Below are 15,899 nucleotides of genomic sequence, written 5' to 3' on the forward strand. Positions count from 1 at the left end.
CGTTGTCTTCGGATGCAGCACAGCTCGCCGAGGCCGTTCTCCTGCCCGGGTTCGCCGGGACCACCGCACCGGACTGGCTGCGCCGGCGCGTGGCCGGCGGGCTGGGCGGGGTGGTGCTCTTCGGACGCAACGTCGTCGACGACGAGCAGGTCGCCGCGCTCACCGCGCAGCTGCGGGGCGAGCGGGACGGCGTCGTGGTCGGGATCGACGAGGAGGGCGGCGACGTCACCCGCCTCGACGTCAACACCGGGTCGTTCGTGCCCGGCCCGCTGGCCCTCGGCGCGGCCGACGACCCGGAGCTGACCACGGCGGTCGCCGCCGCGCTCGGCGAACGGCTGGCGGCCTGCGGCGTCACGCTGAACCTGGCGCCGTGTGCGGACCTGACCCTGGCGGCCGAGGACCCGATCATCGGCGTCCGGGCGTTCGGGTCCGACCCGGCGAAGGCGTCACCGCACGTCGCGGCCTACGTGACCGGCCTCCAGAAGTACGGCGTCGCGGCGTGCGCGAAGCACTTCCCGGGCCACGGCGCGGCCACCGAGGACTCCCACGTGGCGCTGCCGGTGCTGCCGCGCACGCCAGAAACACTGCGCGCTATCGAGCTGGTCCCGTTCGCCGCGGCGATCCGGGCCGGGGTGCGTTCGGTGATGTCGGGCCACCTGGTCGTGCGGGCCTGGGGCGACGAGCCGGCGACGCTCAACCGGACGGCGCTCACCGACGTCCTGCGCGGCGAGCTCGGCTTCACCGGCGCGGTGATCACCGACGCCCTGGAGATGGGTGCGGTTTCGGGCGCGTACGGCAAGCACGACGGCCTCGGCCGCTCGGCCGTGCGGGCCCTGGCCGCGGGCGCGGACGCGCTCTGCCTCGGCGGCGCGGCGTTCGAGGCCGAGCACCTGGACGCGTGCGTCGAGGCGGTCGTGGCCGCGGTCGCGGCGGGGGAGCTGCCCCGGGAACGGCTCGCCGAGGCGGCCGCGCGGACGGCGGCGCTGGGTACCGACCCGGCTCCGGCGAAGGTCGGCCCGGTCGACCGGCGGCTCGGCCTCGAGGCGGCTCGCAAGGCACTGCGCGTCCGGGGTGACGTGCGGCTGGACGGGCCGCCGCTGGTGGTGGACGTGCAGACCGAGCCGACCATCGCGGCCGGCCCGATGCCGTGGGGCCTCGGTGCCCACCTGGCCGAGCTGGTGCCGGGCACGCGGACGCTCACCGCGACCCCCGACGACGCGGACGTGGTGCTCGAAGCGGCCCGGGACTTCCGCAGCGTCGTCGTGGTGACCCGGGAGGCGCACCGGCACCCGCGCGTGCGCGCGCTGCTGGCCGCGTTGTCCACTGTGGACTATATCCGGGTGGAGACCGGCGTGCCGGGACCCGCGGACGGTGACGGCCCGCGGATCGACACGTTCAGCGGCTCCTATGTCAGCCTTCGCGCGGCGGCGGAGTACCTGGCCTGAGCCGGTTTCGCCGAAGCCCCGCCGGGAGTTCCGGCGGGGCTTCGTCCTTTTTGCCGCATCTTCAGGAGGCGTTCGCGGTTTTGTACGGGCCTTGTACCGGCGGTCGCCATGCTGTCCCCACCACGAATCCTGGAGGGACGGACAAATGAGAATTCGGATCGGGAAGCGGGTGGCCGGCGTGGCCGGCATCGCCGCGGCGATCGTGCTCGCCGGCGCCACCCCGGCCCTGGCGGCCACGGGCACGGTGCACACCGACTCGGGCATCGCGCTGACCGTGCGGGCCACGCCGAGCACCAGCGGGAGCCCGGTCGGCACCATCGCCGACGGTACCGCGGTCACCATCTCCTGCCAGACCAACGGATCGACCGTCGACGGCAAGTACGGCACGTCGGACATCTGGGACAAGGTGGGCGACGGCTACGTCAGCGACGCGTACGTCTACACCGGCTCGGACGGCCGGGTCGCCCCGGACTGCGCGGGCTCGACCCTGACGTGCACCACCGCGGGCACCGGCAACCCGAAGACCTGCGCGCAGGCGGTCGCCTACGCCAAGACCCGGGTCCACACCAACGACCTCGACTCCTACGAGGGCTGGTGCGACCGGATCAACGCGCAGAACTACGGCTGGACCGCCTCGGGCTCGGAGACGGCCTACATCCACTGGACCCAGATCCCGGCCTCGTTCAAGCACCCCGGCGACTACCAGGTCCCGGCCGGCGGGCTCGCCTTCTTCAAGAGCAGCGGCGCCGGGCACACGATGATCTCGATCGGCGACGGCAAGTTCCTGTCGAACGACATCAACGGCTACGGCAGCTACACCGAGACGACGATCGCGCAGATCAAGAGCAAGTGGGGCCAGACCTACCTCGGCTGGTCGCAGCCGTGGTTCAAGGTGAACCACTGACGCGCTGAGCGGGCGCGGGTCCCGCCGCCCTGGGGGTGGGCGGGAACCGCGTCGGACAGCGAACCGGAGACCGCTTCGCCGCGTGGGTGAAGCGGTATTCCGCTCGACGAGCCGATGGTGAGGTCCACCTTCGGCCGCGTGAACCCCGGCCACCATCCCCGGCCGGGCGAGCGTGACGCGGCCCCTGCCCACCTCCCCCGGGCAGGGGCCGCGCGGCGTGCCGGGCCCGGGAACGACGTGAATGACTCATTCCTCTCGTCCGACGACAGGAATGAGTCATTCACGTCGTTCGTCCGGGCCCGGGGCCTCGCGCTTGACGTGGTGCAGCACGAAGATCCCGCCCAGAGCCGGGCGGTCGAGGCGTTCGTGGTCGGTGGCCACGTACTCGTCCAGCACCGCCAGGATCCGCCGGTCCAGCTCCTCGACCTCGTCGGGGGACAGGTGCAGCAGGAACTTCTCGTGCACCGCCACCGACTCCGGCCCCGCCGCCCGGATCTCCTCCTGGAAGATCTCGATCGGCGCGAACCGCGTCTCGGCGTCGGCGTCGGCCAGCGGGCCGTCCAGCCACCACGTCTCGTTGTCGGCCTTGTACGGCTTCTCCAGCGCCCCGCTCGCGCCCGTGCGGACCGGGGCCGGTGCCAGCAGACCCGCCGACACCAGCTGGCGCACGTGGTGCAGGACCGTCCCGGGGTCGCGGTCGAGACGATCGGCCAGCTGCTTGTTCGTCAGCTCCTCGACCAGGCACATCCGCATGATGCGCAGCCGCAGCGGGTGGCCGAGGGCCTTGGCCTCCTCCGGCGTCGCCGGACGTCGGCGGCGGGGTTCCGTCATGAGCGGAGCGTAGTCCATCGATGGAATCGAGTCACATCGATGGAGAAAACCCCATCGATGTGAAATCCTCCATCCATGAACCCCACGTTCTGGCGGCTGTGGTCCGCCGCCGGCCTGTCCAGCCTCGCCGACGGCGTCCTCAAGGTCGCCCTGCCCCTGATCGCGGTCGGCTACACCCGCGAGCCGGCGCTCATCGCGGGGCTCGCCTTCGCCTTCAGCCTGCCGTGGCTGGTGCTCGCGCTGCCCGCCGGCGCGCTGGTCGACCGGCTCGACCGCCGTCGCGCGATGCTCGCCGCCAACCTCGTGCGCGGCGGGCTCCTCGCCGCCGTCACGCTGCTGACCGTCTCCGGCGGGGGATCGATCTGGGCGCTGTACGTCGCGGCCGTGGGTGTCGGGTGCGCCGAGACGATCTACGACACCGCCGCGCAGTCGATCGTCCCGCAGGTCGTCGGGCGGGACTTGCTGGCCCGCGCCAACGGCCGGATGTTCGCCGCCGAGCAGACGGCCAACGAGTTCGCCGGTCCGCCGCTCGCCGGAGTGCTGGCCGCGGCCGGTGTCGTCGCCGCGCTCGTCACGCCGGTGGCGCTGTGGGCGGTGGCCGTCGCGGCACTGCTGCTCGTGCGCGGTGAGTACCGGATCCCGCGGGAGAAGCCGACCAAGCTGCGCACGGACATCGCCGAGGGTCTGCGCTTCCTGGTGCACCACAAGGTGTTGCGGACGTTCTCGGTGATGGTCGGCACGTTCAACTTCGCCACCGGCGCGACCTTCGCCGTCCTCGTGCTCTACGCGGTGGGTCCCGGATCGGCGATGGGCCTGTCCGCGCCGGCGTTCGGGCTGCTGATGGCCACGAGCGCGGCGGGCGGGCTGACCGGGTCGCTGGTCGCCGAAGTGGTGGAACGCCGGTGCGGCCGCGTCCGCGCGCTCTGGATCTCCTGGCTGACCGGCGGTCTCTCGGTCGGCGTGCTCGCGGTGACCGCGAACCCGTACGCCGCCGGCGCGGGGTTCTTCGTCGGCGGGGCGGGCGTCCTGGTGTCGAACGTCGTGATGGTGTCCCTGCGCCAGCGGCTCACCCCGGATCGGCTCCTGGGCCGGCTGAACAGCAGCTACCGGCTCGTCGCGTGGGGCACCAAGTCGCTCGGCGCCCTGGCCGGCGGGGCGATCGCCCAGGCGTTCGGGCTGCGCTTGGTCTTCGTGGTGATGGCCGTGCTGGCGTTCGGCGTCGTGGCCGGGCTTCGCGGGCTGACCGAGGACACCCTCGCTCAGAGCGAGTGCGCCTCCGCGTAGGCGGCCCAGACCTTCTTCGGCACGCACATCCGCCACGCGTCCAGGACGAGCTCACGCATCTCGTCCGCGTCGATCGTCGCGAGCCGGCAGCGGACCCACTGGTAGCGCAGGTCGGACGGCTCCGGCATCAGGAACTTCTCCGGCTCGCCCGCGACCAGCGCTTCCCGCTGGTCGCGGGGGTAACCGAACCCCATCACGGTCTCGTCCCGCGACAGCGCGACGAACACGATCTGCCCGACGCGGAACTTGGCCCGGTCACGCACGAACGCCTCGTACGCGCGGGGGAGCGTCAGGGCGAACGCGCGGACCTCGTCACCGGTGACCATGGCGGCCATCCTGCCGCAAAAGCCGGCGGCGCAGTGCACACTGCGCCGCCGGCTTTCGGCGGGGGAGTCAGGCCCGGCAGGTCTTGCCGCGGTTCACGCAGTTGACCAGCCCGTTCATGATCCGCTGCGACATCACGTTGGCGAAGTCGTCGTGGTCGGAGAACGGGTTGTGCTTCTCCTGCGGGAAAGCGTCCACTTTGTACTGCTTCTTGACCTGGATGTCGTGCGGGATGTCGTAGGTCAGCGAGATCTGCAGCTGCGGAACGGCCTTGAACCCCTTGGCGCACTGGCCGGACCGGTCCGGGAACACGATGTGCGTGCGGTGGTTGGCGCTGTCGGTGTTCTTCCCGTCCCAGCAGCTCGGGAACGTGTGGATCCGCTTGACCTTGCTGTTCTGCGGGCAGATCGGGTACTTGTCCGTGACGCGGTTCTCGAATCCGGTGCACGTCCAGCTCGCGCGGGCGTTGGCCGGCCCGTTGGTCGAGACCTTCGCGTCGCCGTAGAGCACCCGCAGGAACTTCGGCATCGCCACGACCTTGCCGACCGGGCTGCCGCGGAAGGTGATCTGCACCTTCTGCGGGCGCAGGATCTTGCCGTCGTTGCCCGGAAGCTCGTTGTTCTCGTCCTGCCCGGGCAACGCGCCACCCGCGGTGCTGCTCGGCGGCGGGGTGGGCGTCCCGGTGTCCTTGCCCGGCTTCGGCGCGCACGGCGCGAGGCCACCGAGGTCCTTCGGCTTCGGCGCGAACCGGGCGATGATGGTGGCGATCCGGTCGAGGATCGCGGCCCGCCGGTCCTTCAGCGGGTTCAGGATGGCGTTCTGCACGAAGTTCGCGCCGCCTTGGCCCTGCGTCTGCGCGATGCGCTGGTTGGCCTCGTCGGTCTGCGTGTCGAGCTGGTCGAGGTTGTCGCCGACCTCGGCCATGGCCTGGTCGGGGACGTCGGTGAGCTTGCTGGCGACGTCGGGGCACGCGACCTGGACGGTCTTGGCCTCCTGGTCGGCCTGCGCGCGGTCGCCGTCCGGCGCCTTGGCGGGCTCGTTCTTCTCTTCTTCGCCGGTGTCGATGCGCACGACGGGCCAGAAGTAGGCGGACTTGTCGCCGTTGCGGCAGGTGGTGCCGGCCTTGACGAGGCTCTTGTTGTTGGAGTCGGCGTTCGTCGAGAGGTTGCCGACGTAGTCGTGCAGGTGCTGGGCGCCGTTGCGGACGCCGGGCTGGGCGATGAAGTTGTCGGGGTTGAAGTGCTGGTTTTCGTTGCGGCCGCAGTCGACGGTGAAGGTGCCGGTCGACGCGCCGTAGACCGGGCGCGGGTCGAACTGGTTCGGCTGCACCTTGAGGATGTCGACGAAGAAGGCGGGGTTCGCCTCGTCGGCGCTCGCTTCACCGGTGTTGCCGGTGGTCGTCGCGACGACGATGCCGCCGACCGCGAGCGCGAGGGCGATGCCGCCGGTCGCGATCTTCGTTCTGCGGGAAATGCGATGGCGCCCTTGGGTGCGGGACATGGATGGATCCTCCGGGGGTGTCGGGCTGGCGGGAATGCGCGACACTGGCGGGCCGAGCCCAGGCTCGTGCCCACCAGACTGAGACATTCAGAAGCAGCGTCGGCGGGACGAAACGATTCCCGGCCGGTCCACCGACCCGACATCGATGAGGGCGCCGCCACCTGCCCGTGGCCGCGCCGTCAACCGGCTGGTTATCGTTCCGTGATGGAAGCTACACCGGGGTTTGACACCGGGCAAGAAGGTATTTTCGGCAATTACGAACCGTCAGGCCGGGGTTCCGTTTGCGTAGTCGTGCGTGGTCGCGAAAAGGCGGCGGGAATTGACCAAGAATGGCGGACGCGAAAAACGCGGGCGCGTCGGCCCGCAGCTGGATCACGCTGGATCGCCGCGCGTGTCCCTCTCCGGCGTACTCGGGGGTGGGCTCATCCTGGGCCGCTGACCGGGGCGTTGTCCAGCTCCGGAGGATGTGGCGAAAAACTTTGAACCGATCCGAACCCGCATCCGTATCCCTGGGTGAGGCCTGCCGAATGCCCACTGGTCGAATGTTGCGCGACGCGGCACAATCCGTGCCCATGGCACGGTACGGAACCCAGTTCGGCCCGGACATCACATTCCTGGGCGTGCAGCGGTGCGATTGGGCGGACGCCGCCACTTATCGCGGCGCCGACGTCGTCATTCTCGGCGCGCCGTTCGACGGCGGGACCTCGCACCGCCCGGGGACCCGGTTCGGCCCGCAGTACATCCGCCAGAGCCGTACGACCAGGCGGAGATCACGTCGTTCCTGGCGAACCGGGTGGTCCTGGAGGCACTGTCGGGCATCGCGCGCCGCCGCCGCGACGCCGCCGACGGCACCACCTGGGACCCGAAGCTCCCGCTGCTGGCCGACCGCCCGGACCGACGTGAATGACTCATTCCTGTCGCCGGACGACAGGAATGAGTCATTCACGTCAGCGCAGCGAGACCGGGACCGCGCCCTCTCGCAGTCGCTGCTGTTCGCCGGTCGGCTCGGCGCTGTCGCTGCCGCTCGTGGAACGCGTCGAGCGGCACCTACTCGCTCTCGCGGCCGGCGAGCGGTGCGATGCCGTTCGTGCTGGTGCCGCTGCTGAACTCGCACGGCCCGCCGACGCTGTACCTGGTCGTGGCCGGTGCGCTGGTGGTGGTCGCGGTGGACGTCGCGGTGCTCGGTCCGCGCACGACCGGCCGGCGGCTGGAGAGCGTCAACGACGAGGTCGCGCCGCCGCTTCGATGACCGCGACCGCCTCGCCGACCGGCAGCCGGGCGGTGTCGACGACGAGGCGGTCGCGGGTCCACGGCTCGTACTCGCGGTCCACGATCTGCTGCCAGGCCGGGGCGACGAGGTCCGGGATGCCGGTGTCGCGGGCTTCCGCGCGGCGCCGGTGTTCGGCGGGGTCGGAGCAGATGATCTCGGTTTCGAGCACCCGCGCGCCGTGGCCGAGCCCGGTGGCCCGCCAGGCGTCGCGGGTGACGGCCAGGGGGTTGACGCACTCGGCGATCACGCTGACGCCGGTGCGGAGCAGGTCGGCGGCGACCTCCCGGGCGACGACGTACCCGACCGGCCCGAGCGGCTGCGTGAGGGACGTCGTGCGGATGATGGCCTGTTCGATGGTGTCGACCCGCAGGAAGGAGAAACCGGTGCGGCGGGCCAGTTCCGCGGCGACGGTGGTCTTCCCGGTGGCGGGCAGCCCGCCGACGACGATCAGCAGCGGAGGCACCGGGTCATGATCGCACGGCGCGGGCCGGGAACACCGCATCGGAGGAGGCCAAGTCCCTCGATGCGGCTGCTCCGGGCCGCGGGTCCTCAGGAGGCTTCGCGCTTCTGCGCCAGCAACCCGCGCCGCAACGTCGTCAGCGCCCGGTGCTGGGCCACCCGGACCGCGCCGGCGCTGCCGAGGCCGACCGCCGCCGCCGTCTCCTCGGCCGAGAGACCCAGGATGATGCGCAGCACCAGGATTTCCCGCTGCCGCGCCGGAAGCGTGTCGAGCAGCCCCGCCGACCAGTCCAGGCCCGCGGCGCGCTCGACCTCTTCCCCCGTCGGGTCCGGGCCCGTGCCGCGGTCGGCCGGGGGCTCGGCCACCGGGCTGGTGCGGTCGCGCGCCCGGCGGCGGTGGAAGTCGGACACCTTGTGCGCCGCGATGCCGAACACGAACGCCAGGAAGCTGTCGGCCTCGTAGCGGTAGCCCGGCAGCGCGCCGACGACCGCCAGGAGGACGTCCTGCGCGCAGTCCTCGGCGTCCGACGACCCGTCCTGCCACGTGCCGAGCCGGCCGAGGCAGTAGCGGAACACCGTGGGCCGCAGCGCGCGCAGCACGTTCGCGATCGCGGCGCGGTTGCCGGTCATCGCGGACCGGACCAGCTCCGGATCGAGGGTGAACGTCGCCGTGGGTGCGGGTTCGCCCGCGGCGGACTGCGGCGGCATCGGGTTCACCTCTCTTCGGCGACGGACGGTCACGACGCTAGGTCACGCCGCGTGGCCGCCGCACCGGCCGGGCGGCCGCCGCGGCCCGGGTCTTCCGGCCCTGGCGCGGGAGCGGCCGGTGTGCCCGGCGGGCCGCCGCGGCGGGGCCGGGCCGAACGGCCCTACCGGTTGCCCCGGCCCAGCGATCACGCTGGTCATCGGGGGATTTCACAGGAGAAACACAGGGACGTGATGGTGGACGACGTGGGCTTCGGGCTGCTGCTCGATCGGCAGCAGTGCCTCGCCCTGCTCGGGACGGCGAGCCTGGGCCGGGTGATCTTCACCCACCGGGCCATGCCGGCCGTCCAGCCGGTGCGCTTCACCGTCGTCGACGAAGCCGTCGTGTTCGCCGTCCCCACGAGCAGTCTTCTCTACGCGGGCGCGCGCGACGCCGTGGTGGCGTTCGAAGCCGACGACTTCGCCGCCGACCTCGGCGCCGGCTGGTACGTGAGCCTGCTGGGGCGCGCCACCGAGTCGCCGGTCGACGGCGCCGACATCGCCTGCCTGTGCCCGTGCCCGGCGCTGGCCGGCCGCCGGTTCCTGCGGATCCCGGTCGAGGCCATCACCGGTCACCGCATCGCCTGCCACACCGAGTAACAAAGGCGTCCCACCGATCGACCCACCGGATGGACGAACCGGATTGGGCCGACACGGGCAGTCGCCTGTGGGACCCTTGACGGCCCGGGGACACCCCCGGGATCGGGCTCATGTGGGGTCGGCGGGAAGTGGCGGACGAAATCGGCATGCCGGCGATCCTGGCCGCGGTGGCCGGGATCGCGCGGGAGCTGGAGGTTCCGGCGGTGCTGCGCACCGCGGTGGCGACGGTGCGCGACCTGGTCGGCGCCCGGTACGGCCGGGTCGAGGTGACGGGCCCCGAAGAGGCCGTCGCCGAGTTCGGCAGGCCCGGGGGCAACGGACTGGTCGAGCTGCCCGTGCGGGCCGGCCCGAAGACGTTCGGCCGCTTCGAGATCGAACCCGCCGCCGGCCGCGAGTTCGGGCGCCGCGAGCGGGAGGTGCTGGGCGCGCTCGTCGCGGCGACCGCGATGGCCGTCGACAAGGCCCTGCTCGTCGACCAGATGCGCCGCCGCGAACGCTGGCTCGAAGCCTCCTACGACGTCACCCGCGCGCTGCTCGCCGCGCAGGACCTGCGGGCCACGCTCCGGCTCATCGCCGAACGCGCGCGGGTGGTCGCCGGCGGCACCGCCGGCGCGATCGCGCGCCCGGACGGGCCGGGGCGGCTCGTGTTCGACGTCGTCGAACCGCCGGGGGAGGACGCCGACCGGCTCACCGGGCTGACCGTGCCGACCGAAGGGACGGCGACCGGGGTCGCGTTCACCACCCGCCGCCCGGTCGTCGTGCGCGACTACGGCGACCGCGTGCAGGAGCAGCAGCGCGACGTCGCCGGGCCGATGCCGGCGATGATCAAGGACCTCGACTCGGCGATCTCGGTGCCGCTGCTGGTCGGCGAGGAGACGCTGGGCGTGCTCGTCGTCGCGAAGTTCCGGGACAAGAGCCCGTTCACCGAGGCCGAGGTCCAGCTCGCCGAGACCTTCGCCGGGCACGCCGCGCTCGCCGTCGAGTTCTCCCGGGCGCAGGAGGTGCGCCAGCAGCTGGCGGTGTTCGAGGACCGCGACCGGATCGCCCGCGACCTGCACGACCTGGTCATCCAGCGGCTGTTCGCGACCGGGCTCGGGCTCGAAGGCGTCAGCCGGCTGATCGCCGACTCGGCCGTCGCGGGGCGCGTCGCCGGGTTCGCCCAGGACCTGGACGGCACGATCCGCGAGATCCGCAACAGCATCTTCTCGCTGCAGGCGCCCGCGCAGGCGCAGGGCAGCCTGCGCGCCGAGCTGCTGCGGGTGGCCGTCGACGCGCGGGACACGCTGGGCTTCGAGCCGCGCGTCGGCTTCGACGGGCCGCTCGACGCGGCGGTGCCCGACGCCGTCCGGTCCGACCTGATCGCGTCGCTGCGCGAGGCGCTGACGAACGTGGCGCGCCACGCCGGGGCGACGTCGTGTTCGGTCGAGGTCACCGTGGACGGAGCCGGCCGGCGGCTGAGCCTGGTGGTGCGCGACGACGGAACCGGCCCACCCCCGGGTCCGGGCCGGGTGAGCGGGCTCGCCAACCTGGCCGCCCGTGCGGCACGGTGGGGCGGGGACTGCGAGCTGGCGGCCGCCGAAGACGGCGGTTCCCGGCTGGAATGGACCGCGGAGCTGCCGGCGCGGACCGGCGAGCAGGGGAGTGGGCGATGACGATCTCGGTGTTCCTGGTGGACGACCACGAGCTGGTCCGCACCGGCCTGAAGACCGTCTTCGAATCCGAAGTGGACATCGAGGTGGTCGGCGAGGCGGCGACCGCGGCCGAGGCGCTGGTCCGGATCCCGCAGGTCCGCCCGGACGTGGCGATCCTCGACGTCCGGCTGCCCGACGGCCAGGGCGTGGAGGTGTGCCGCGAGATCCGCTCGACGGTCGAGCCGGCGCCGGCCTGCCTGATGCTGACGTCCTATTCGGACGACGACGCGCTCTTCGGCGCGATCATGGCGGGTGCGGCCGGGTACATGCTCAAGCAGGTCTCGGGCCGGTCGCTGGTGGACGCCGTCCGCACGGTGGCCGTCGGCGGCTCGCTGCTGGACGCCACGCTGACCGCGTCGGTGATGAACAAGCTGCGCGGCGAGACCACGTCCTCGACCCCGGACCCGCGGTACGAGCAGCTCAGCCCGCAGGAGCGGCGGGTGCTGGACCTGGTCGCCGAGGGCCTGACCAACCGGCAGATCGCGGAGCGGCTGTTCCTGGCGGAGAAGACGGTGAAGAACTACGTGTCGTCGGTGCTGCACAAGCTCGGGGTCGAGCGGCGCACCTCGGCGGCGGTGTACGTGTCGCAGCGACGCGCCGACGGCGGCCGTTCGACCTGATCACGCGCCCACTCGGCGGAAACCCGTGGGGCATCCGACGTATCTGGCCCCCGATGCGATACACCTGTCGGGTGACGCACGAGTTGTCGTGCGCGGCAGAGGGGACAGCATGTCGGGGTTGTCGAGCGGGGACTACGTCACGCAGCAGATCAAGGCGCTGGCACGAGCCGTGCGCCGGGAAGGCGCCGGCGGCGTCGGCACGCGCAGCTTCCAGCTGGCGGAGCACTTGGCGGCCGAGGGAGGCATCCACCGCGGCGACATCCTGACCGCGACGGCGACGCTGCTGGCGATGACGGCGTGGTGCGACGGCGAGGCCGACGCGGCCTGCCGGTTCGCGCAGCTGGCCGGGGAGCACGACGAGGATTCGCGTGAGCTGGTGACGCACCTGCTGCGGCTGGAGGCCGGAGCCGACCAGGGGTGGCTGCCGCAGGAACAGGTGGAGGCACTGCTGGAGTACGCGCGCCGGGCCCGCCGGAGCGACCTGGCGCTGCGGGTGCGCGCGATCGCCGGCTCGCGCGGCGGCCGGCACCGGCGCGACAACTAGCAGCGCGGCCGGTCGTGAGTGGGAAACAGGGTTAGAACACTGTTTCCCGCTCACGACGAGCCGCGGCAGGAGGGCTTTGGGGAGCGGCCGGCGCGGCTAGCTCGTGAGGGGGCGGGCCGGATCCGCCAGCGCCTCGGGGTCGACCGTCCGTCCACTGCGGATCAGTTCGCGGACCGCGTCGAGGCCTTCGTCCCACTGGTTGACGTGCAGCCCGGCGACCACCCGGCCGCCCGCCAGCCAGAACGCGTGGAACGCCTCGTCGCTGCCGCGTTTCACCACGCGGTCGTACCCGCCCGGCGGGAACCAGCCCGTGAACTCCATGCCGGCGTCGTACTGGTCGGAGAAGAAGTACGGCAGGTCGTCGTGGACCACCTCGCGGCCGAGCATCGACAACGCCGCCGCCGGGCCGCCGTTCGCCGCCGCCGCCCAGTGCTCGACGCGGAGGCGGCGGTCGTAGCGCGGGTGCCACGCGCTCGCGACGTCGCCCGCCGCGAACACGTCCGGGTCCTCCGTGCGCAGGGAGGCGTCCACGCAGACGCCGTCGTCGACCGCCAGGTCCGCGTCGGCGGCCAGCTGCGTCTCCGGCCGGGCGCCGATCCCGACGACGACCACGTCGGCCGGGATGTCGCCCGCGTCCGTCCAGACCGTCGTGACCGCGGTGTCGCCGGCGAAGCCCGTCACGCCGGTGCCGAGCCGCAGGTCCACGCCGTGCCGGCGGTGCAGGTCCGCGAAGTACTCGCCCAGTTCGGGCCCGAGCGTCGCGTGCAGCGGTGACGGGCCGGGCTCGACGATCGTCACCTCGCAGCCGTAGGTCCGTGCCGCCGCCGCGGTCTCCAGGCCGATCCAGCCCGCGCCGGCCACCACGACCCGCCCGCCCGCGGCCAGCGCGTCGCGCAGCCGGTCCGCGTGCGCGAGCCGGCGCAGGTAGTGGACGCCCTTCAGGTCGTTGCCGGGCACCCGCAGCCGCCGTGGCGAAGCCCCGGTCGCCAGCAGCAGCTTCGTGTAGCCGAGGCGTTCGCCGCCCGCCAGCTCGATCTCGTGGGCCGCGCGGTGCAGCGCCGTGACGCGCCGGCCGGTCAGCACCTCGATCTTCTGGTCGGCGTACCACTTCTCGTCGTGGACGAAGACCGACGCGCGGTCGTCCTGGCCGAGCAGGTAGCCCTTCGACAGCGGCGGCCGCTCGTACGGCAGGTCCGGCTCCGCGCCGACGAGGACGACGCGCCCGGAGAACCCCTCCGCGCGCAGCGTTTCCGCGGCCTTCGCCCCGGCCAGCCCGCCGCCGACGATGACGTGGGTGTCCATCAGGCGCTCACGCCGGTCAAGGCGAAGAATTCCTGCCGCGTCTTGGGTTCCTCGCGCAGCAGGCCGTGCAGGGACGACGTCACGGTCAGCGCGCCGGTCGCGCGCACCCCGCGCAGGGACATGCACAGGTGCTCGGCTTCGATCACGACGCCGACGCCCTTCGGTGCCAGGTGCTCCTGCAGCCAGTCCGCGACCTGCTTGGTCAGCCGTTCCTGCACCTGCAGGTCGCGCGCGAACATCTCGACGACGCGGGCGAGTTTCGACAGGCCGAGGATCCGCTCGCCGGGCAGGTAGCCCACGTGCGCGACCCCGCGGAAGGGCAGCAGGTGGTGCTCGCAGAGCGACTGCACCGGGATGCTCTTCGCCAGCACGAGCTCGTCGTAACCCTCGTCGTTGGGGAACGTCGTCAGCTGGAAGTCCCGCGGCCGCAGCATCTCCGCGTAGGCCTTCGCCACCCGCCGCGGGGTGTCGCCCAGGTGCTCCGACGACGGGTCCTTCCCGAGCGCGCGCAGCAGGGCGGCGACCGCGCGTTCCGCCGCGCGCAGGTCCACGGCGTCGCGGTCGTGGACGACACCGAGGTGCCGCAGCGGCACGGGGTCACTGACGGGATCGACGGTCACGGAAGCCTCCTTCTAAAACCAAGTTGAGTCGACGTTAGAAGCCCGCCTGGGTTTTCGTCAACGATTATTTGTTTTAGAGTGCGGAGATGCACGAGTCCCAGGCCGGTGCGCTGGCCGCGGTCGCGGCGCTCGACGAGCCGACGCGCCGGCGGCTGTACGAGTACGTCGTCCGGCGCCCGGATCCGGTGAGCCGCGACGACGTGGCCTCGGCCCTCGGCGTGCCCCGGGCGACGGTCGCCTTCCACCTCGACCGCCTGGTGGAGGAGGGGCTCCTGGTGGTCGAGTACGAGCGCCGCAGTGGCCGCACCGGGCCGGGCGCGGGCCGCCCGGCCAAGCTCTACCGCCGGTCGGACCGGCAGGTCAGCGTCTCGGTGCCCGAGCGGCACTACGAGCTGGCCGGCGAGCTCCTCGCGTCCGCGATCGAGGAGGCCGACGAGAGCGGCGGCTCGGCGCGGGAGATCCTGGGGCGGCGGGCCCGCGACCACGGTGCGGAGCTGGCCGCCGGCGGTTCGGACGTCGTCGGCACGCTCGAGGAGCACGGGTTCGAGCCGCGCGTCGAGGGCGACGGCGTGCTGCTCGGCAACTGCCCGTTCCAGCGGCTGGCCCGGACGCACCCGCGGCTGGTGTGCGAGATGAACCTCGGGCTGGTCGAAGGCATGCTCGACGGCGCGGGCGCGCGCCGCCTGCGCGCCCGGCTGGACCCGCAGCCCGGCTTCTGCTGCGTGCGCCTCGCGCCCGCCTGAGGTCAGCCGCGCCGGGCCAGGTGCCCGGCGAGCGCGTCGTGGTAGGCGAACAATGCCGGGACGCCGCCGCTGTGCAGCACCACGACCCGGTGCCCGGCGCTCCAGCGCCCGGCCGCGTGGTGGGCGAGGAACCCGGCGAAGGTCTTCCCGCTGTAGACGGGGTCGAGCAGGACGGCCTCGGTCCGGGCCAGCAGCAGGATCGCGTCGAGGCACTCCTCGGTCGGGTCGCCGTACTCGCGCCCGACGAACTCGTCGTGGAGCTCGACCTCCGGCGGCTCGCCGCCGAGCCCGAGCAGCGTGGTCAGTTCCGCCCACCAGTGGTGGTATCCGGCGCTGCAGCCGGCGCTGTCCTGGTTGACGCTGATGCCGACGATCGGGCAGCCGAAACCTTGGTCCCGCAAGGCGAGCGTCAGTGCGGTGAAGATCCCGCCGGTGCCGAACGGCAGGTAGACGGCGTCCGGCCGCTCGCCGGTCTCCCGCAGCTGCGCGGCGAGCTCCAGCCCGGCCCGCACGTAGCCGAGGCAGCCGTGCGGCGTGGTGCCGCTGATGGGCACGGCGTGCGGCCGGCGCCCCGCCGCGCGCAGCTCGTCGCACACCGCGCGGACGTGGTCGTCGAGGGCCCAGTGGTCCTCGACGTCGACCACCCGGACGTCGGCGCCGAGCAGCCGCACGGTGAGCAGGTTGCCCTGGAACTCGTCGTAGGCGTCCCGGCTGAGCACGACCGTGCAGTCCATCCCGAGCCGGCGCGCGGCCGCGGTGGTCAGGCGGGCGTGGTTGCTCTGCATCGACCCGCAGGTGACGACGACGTCCGCCTCGGCGGCGCGGGCCCGCGCCAGTTCGTACTCGAGCTTGCGGGGCTTGTCGCCGCCGAGCGCAAGGCCGGTCAGGTCGTCGCGTTTGAGCAGGACGCGGGGGCCGAGCCGCTCGCCGAGGCGGGTCAGGACGTCGAGCGGGGTGGGGGTGCGGGCGAGGTGTTCGCGCGGGAAGCGATCGAGCCGGGTCGCGAGGTCCACGGGCT

The 15,899-nt window shown here is 72.8% G+C and carries 17 protein-coding genes and 1 pseudogene; 10 read left to right on the forward strand and 8 right to left on the reverse strand.

Annotated features, from left to right (window positions below):
• Positions 1 to 2: 2 nt before the first annotated feature.
• On the forward strand, positions 3 to 1,445 hold the full coding sequence (locus QRX60_RS35975; RefSeq protein WP_285995899.1) for a glycoside hydrolase family 3 protein: 1,443 nt from the start codon (positions 3 to 5) through the stop codon (positions 1,443 to 1,445).
• A gap of 145 nt (positions 1,446 to 1,590) precedes the next feature.
• Complete coding sequence (locus QRX60_RS35980) at positions 1,591 to 2,349, forward strand: SH3 domain-containing protein (RefSeq protein WP_285995900.1); 759 nt, start codon at positions 1,591 to 1,593, stop codon at positions 2,347 to 2,349.
• 276 nt (positions 2,350 to 2,625) lie between these two features.
• Here the strand turns inward: QRX60_RS35980 and QRX60_RS35985 are convergent, their stop codons facing one another.
• Positions 2,626 to 3,180, reverse strand: coding sequence for an ArsR/SmtB family transcription factor (locus QRX60_RS35985; protein ID WP_285995901.1), 555 nt, complete (start codon positions 3,178 to 3,180; stop codon positions 2,626 to 2,628).
• A gap of 75 nt (positions 3,181 to 3,255) precedes the next feature.
• Between QRX60_RS35985 and QRX60_RS35990 the strand changes: the two genes are divergently transcribed.
• Positions 3,256 to 4,464: an MFS transporter gene (locus QRX60_RS35990; protein ID WP_285995902.1), complete on the forward strand. Its 1,209-nt coding sequence runs from the start codon at positions 3,256 to 3,258 to the stop codon at positions 4,462 to 4,464.
• Here QRX60_RS35990 and QRX60_RS35995 read toward each other — a convergent pair.
• Together QRX60_RS35995 and QRX60_RS36000 are read right to left on the reverse strand one after the other, a co-directional pair.
• Positions 4,440 to 4,790 carry an MmcQ/YjbR family DNA-binding protein gene (locus tag QRX60_RS35995; protein WP_285995903.1) on the reverse strand — a complete coding sequence of 117 codons (351 nt, stop codon included), beginning with the start codon at positions 4,788 to 4,790 and terminating at the stop codon, positions 4,440 to 4,442. The two genes, QRX60_RS35990 and QRX60_RS35995, sit on opposite strands and share 25 nt — an antisense overlap.
• 67 nt (positions 4,791 to 4,857) lie before the next feature.
• A complete protein-coding gene (locus QRX60_RS36000) occupies positions 4,858 to 6,288 on the reverse strand; it encodes a DUF1996 domain-containing protein (RefSeq protein ID WP_285995904.1) in 1,431 nt (476 codons plus the stop codon).
• A 572-nt stretch (positions 6,289 to 6,860) separates the two neighbouring features.
• Between QRX60_RS36000 and QRX60_RS36005 the strand changes: the two are divergent.
• Together QRX60_RS36005 and QRX60_RS36010 are read left to right on the forward strand one after the other, a co-directional pair.
• Positions 6,861 to 7,022, forward strand: a pseudogene (locus QRX60_RS36005) (arginase family protein); the annotation flags it as partial.
• 344 nt (positions 7,023 to 7,366) lie between these two features.
• Complete coding sequence (locus tag QRX60_RS36010; RefSeq protein ID WP_285995905.1) at positions 7,367 to 7,537, forward strand: hypothetical protein; 171 nt, start codon at positions 7,367 to 7,369, stop codon at positions 7,535 to 7,537.
• On the opposite strand, the gene QRX60_RS36015 is transcribed toward QRX60_RS36010, so the two are convergent.
• Together QRX60_RS36015 and QRX60_RS36020 are read right to left on the reverse strand one after the other, a co-directional pair.
• Positions 7,506 to 8,021: an AAA family ATPase gene (locus QRX60_RS36015; protein ID WP_285995906.1), complete on the reverse strand. Its 516-nt coding sequence runs from the start codon at positions 8,019 to 8,021 to the stop codon at positions 7,506 to 7,508. The two genes, QRX60_RS36010 and QRX60_RS36015, sit on opposite strands and share 32 nt — an antisense overlap.
• A gap of 86 nt (positions 8,022 to 8,107) precedes the next feature.
• Complete coding sequence (locus QRX60_RS36020; protein ID WP_285995907.1) at positions 8,108 to 8,725, reverse strand: sigma-70 family RNA polymerase sigma factor; 618 nt, start codon at positions 8,723 to 8,725, stop codon at positions 8,108 to 8,110.
• 231 nt (positions 8,726 to 8,956) lie between these two features.
• On the opposite strand from QRX60_RS36020, the gene QRX60_RS36025 reads away from it, so the two are divergent.
• The 4 genes from QRX60_RS36025 to QRX60_RS36040 all read left to right on the forward strand — a co-directional run bounded on the left by QRX60_RS36025 (position 8,957) and on the right by QRX60_RS36040 (position 12,216).
• Positions 8,957 to 9,361 carry a pyridoxamine 5'-phosphate oxidase family protein gene (locus QRX60_RS36025; protein ID WP_285995908.1) on the forward strand — a complete coding sequence of 135 codons (405 nt, stop codon included), beginning with the start codon at positions 8,957 to 8,959 and terminating at the stop codon, positions 9,359 to 9,361.
• 146 nt (positions 9,362 to 9,507) lie between these two features.
• Positions 9,508 to 11,013, forward strand: a complete 1,506-nt coding sequence (locus QRX60_RS36030; RefSeq protein WP_286003772.1) for a GAF domain-containing sensor histidine kinase — start codon at positions 9,508 to 9,510, stop codon at positions 11,011 to 11,013.
• Positions 11,010 to 11,672, forward strand: a complete 663-nt coding sequence (locus tag QRX60_RS36035) for a response regulator (protein WP_285995909.1) — start codon at positions 11,010 to 11,012, stop codon at positions 11,670 to 11,672. Before QRX60_RS36030 ends, QRX60_RS36035 begins: the two co-directional genes overlap by 4 nt.
• 109 nt (positions 11,673 to 11,781) lie before the next feature.
• Positions 11,782 to 12,216 (forward strand): hypothetical protein, encoded by a 435-nt coding sequence (locus QRX60_RS36040; protein WP_285995910.1) that lies wholly within the window; start codon positions 11,782 to 11,784, stop codon positions 12,214 to 12,216.
• A 96-nt stretch (positions 12,217 to 12,312) separates the two neighbouring features.
• Here QRX60_RS36040 and QRX60_RS36045 read toward each other — a convergent pair whose 3' ends face one another.
• Together QRX60_RS36045 and folE are read right to left on the reverse strand one after the other, a co-directional pair.
• Positions 12,313 to 13,518 (reverse strand): NAD(P)/FAD-dependent oxidoreductase, encoded by a 1,206-nt coding sequence (locus QRX60_RS36045; RefSeq protein WP_285995911.1) that lies wholly within the window; start codon positions 13,516 to 13,518, stop codon positions 12,313 to 12,315.
• Positions 13,518 to 14,138, reverse strand: coding sequence for a GTP cyclohydrolase I FolE (gene folE / locus QRX60_RS36050; RefSeq protein ID WP_408630161.1), 621 nt, complete (start codon positions 14,136 to 14,138; stop codon positions 13,518 to 13,520). Before folE ends, QRX60_RS36045 begins: the two co-directional genes overlap by 1 nt.
• Before the next feature lie 86 nt (positions 14,139 to 14,224).
• Between folE and QRX60_RS36055 the strand changes: the two genes are divergently transcribed.
• Positions 14,225 to 14,881, forward strand: coding sequence for a helix-turn-helix transcriptional regulator (locus tag QRX60_RS36055; RefSeq protein WP_285995912.1), 657 nt, complete (start codon positions 14,225 to 14,227; stop codon positions 14,879 to 14,881).
• Between the two features lie 2 nt (positions 14,882 to 14,883).
• Here QRX60_RS36055 and QRX60_RS36060 read toward each other — a convergent pair whose 3' ends face one another.
• Complete coding sequence (locus QRX60_RS36060) at positions 14,884 to 15,894, reverse strand: D-cysteine desulfhydrase family protein (protein ID WP_285995913.1); 1,011 nt, start codon at positions 15,892 to 15,894, stop codon at positions 14,884 to 14,886.
• Between the last annotated feature and the right edge of the window lie 5 nt (positions 15,895 to 15,899).

Origin of the sequence: Amycolatopsis mongoliensis (assembly GCF_030285665.1) — a bacterium.
Classification (GTDB): Bacteria; Actinomycetota; Actinomycetes; order Mycobacteriales; family Pseudonocardiaceae; genus Amycolatopsis; species Amycolatopsis mongoliensis.

Excerpts from the sequence above, each read along its gene's own strand:
- QRX60_RS35980 (WP_285995900.1), top strand. The coding sequence starts at position 1,591 with ATGAGAATTCGGATCGGGAAGCGGGTGGCCGGCGTGGCCGGCATCGCC.
- QRX60_RS35985 (WP_285995901.1), bottom strand. The coding sequence starts at position 3,180 with ATGACGGAACCCCGCCGCCGACGTCCGGCGACGCCGGAGGAGGCCAAG.
- QRX60_RS35990 (WP_285995902.1), top strand. The coding sequence starts at position 3,256 with ATGAACCCCACGTTCTGGCGGCTGTGGTCCGCCGCCGGCCTGTCCAGC.
- QRX60_RS35995 (WP_285995903.1), bottom strand. The coding sequence starts at position 4,790 with ATGGTCACCGGTGACGAGGTCCGCGCGTTCGCCCTGACGCTCCCCCGC.
- QRX60_RS36000 (WP_285995904.1), bottom strand. The coding sequence starts at position 6,288 with ATGTCCCGCACCCAAGGGCGCCATCGCATTTCCCGCAGAACGAAGATC.
- QRX60_RS36010 (WP_285995905.1), top strand. The coding sequence starts at position 7,367 with ATGCCGTTCGTGCTGGTGCCGCTGCTGAACTCGCACGGCCCGCCGACG.
- QRX60_RS36020 (WP_285995907.1), bottom strand. The coding sequence starts at position 8,725 with ATGCCGCCGCAGTCCGCCGCGGGCGAACCCGCACCCACGGCGACGTTC.
- QRX60_RS36025 (WP_285995908.1), top strand. The coding sequence starts at position 8,957 with ATGGTGGACGACGTGGGCTTCGGGCTGCTGCTCGATCGGCAGCAGTGC.
- QRX60_RS36030 (WP_286003772.1), top strand. The coding sequence starts at position 9,508 with ATGCCGGCGATCCTGGCCGCGGTGGCCGGGATCGCGCGGGAGCTGGAG.
- QRX60_RS36035 (WP_285995909.1), top strand. The coding sequence starts at position 11,010 with ATGACGATCTCGGTGTTCCTGGTGGACGACCACGAGCTGGTCCGCACC.
- QRX60_RS36040 (WP_285995910.1), top strand. The coding sequence starts at position 11,782 with ATGTCGGGGTTGTCGAGCGGGGACTACGTCACGCAGCAGATCAAGGCG.
- QRX60_RS36045 (WP_285995911.1), bottom strand. The coding sequence starts at position 13,518 with ATGGACACCCACGTCATCGTCGGCGGCGGGCTGGCCGGGGCGAAGGCC.
- QRX60_RS36055 (WP_285995912.1), top strand. The coding sequence starts at position 14,225 with ATGCACGAGTCCCAGGCCGGTGCGCTGGCCGCGGTCGCGGCGCTCGAC.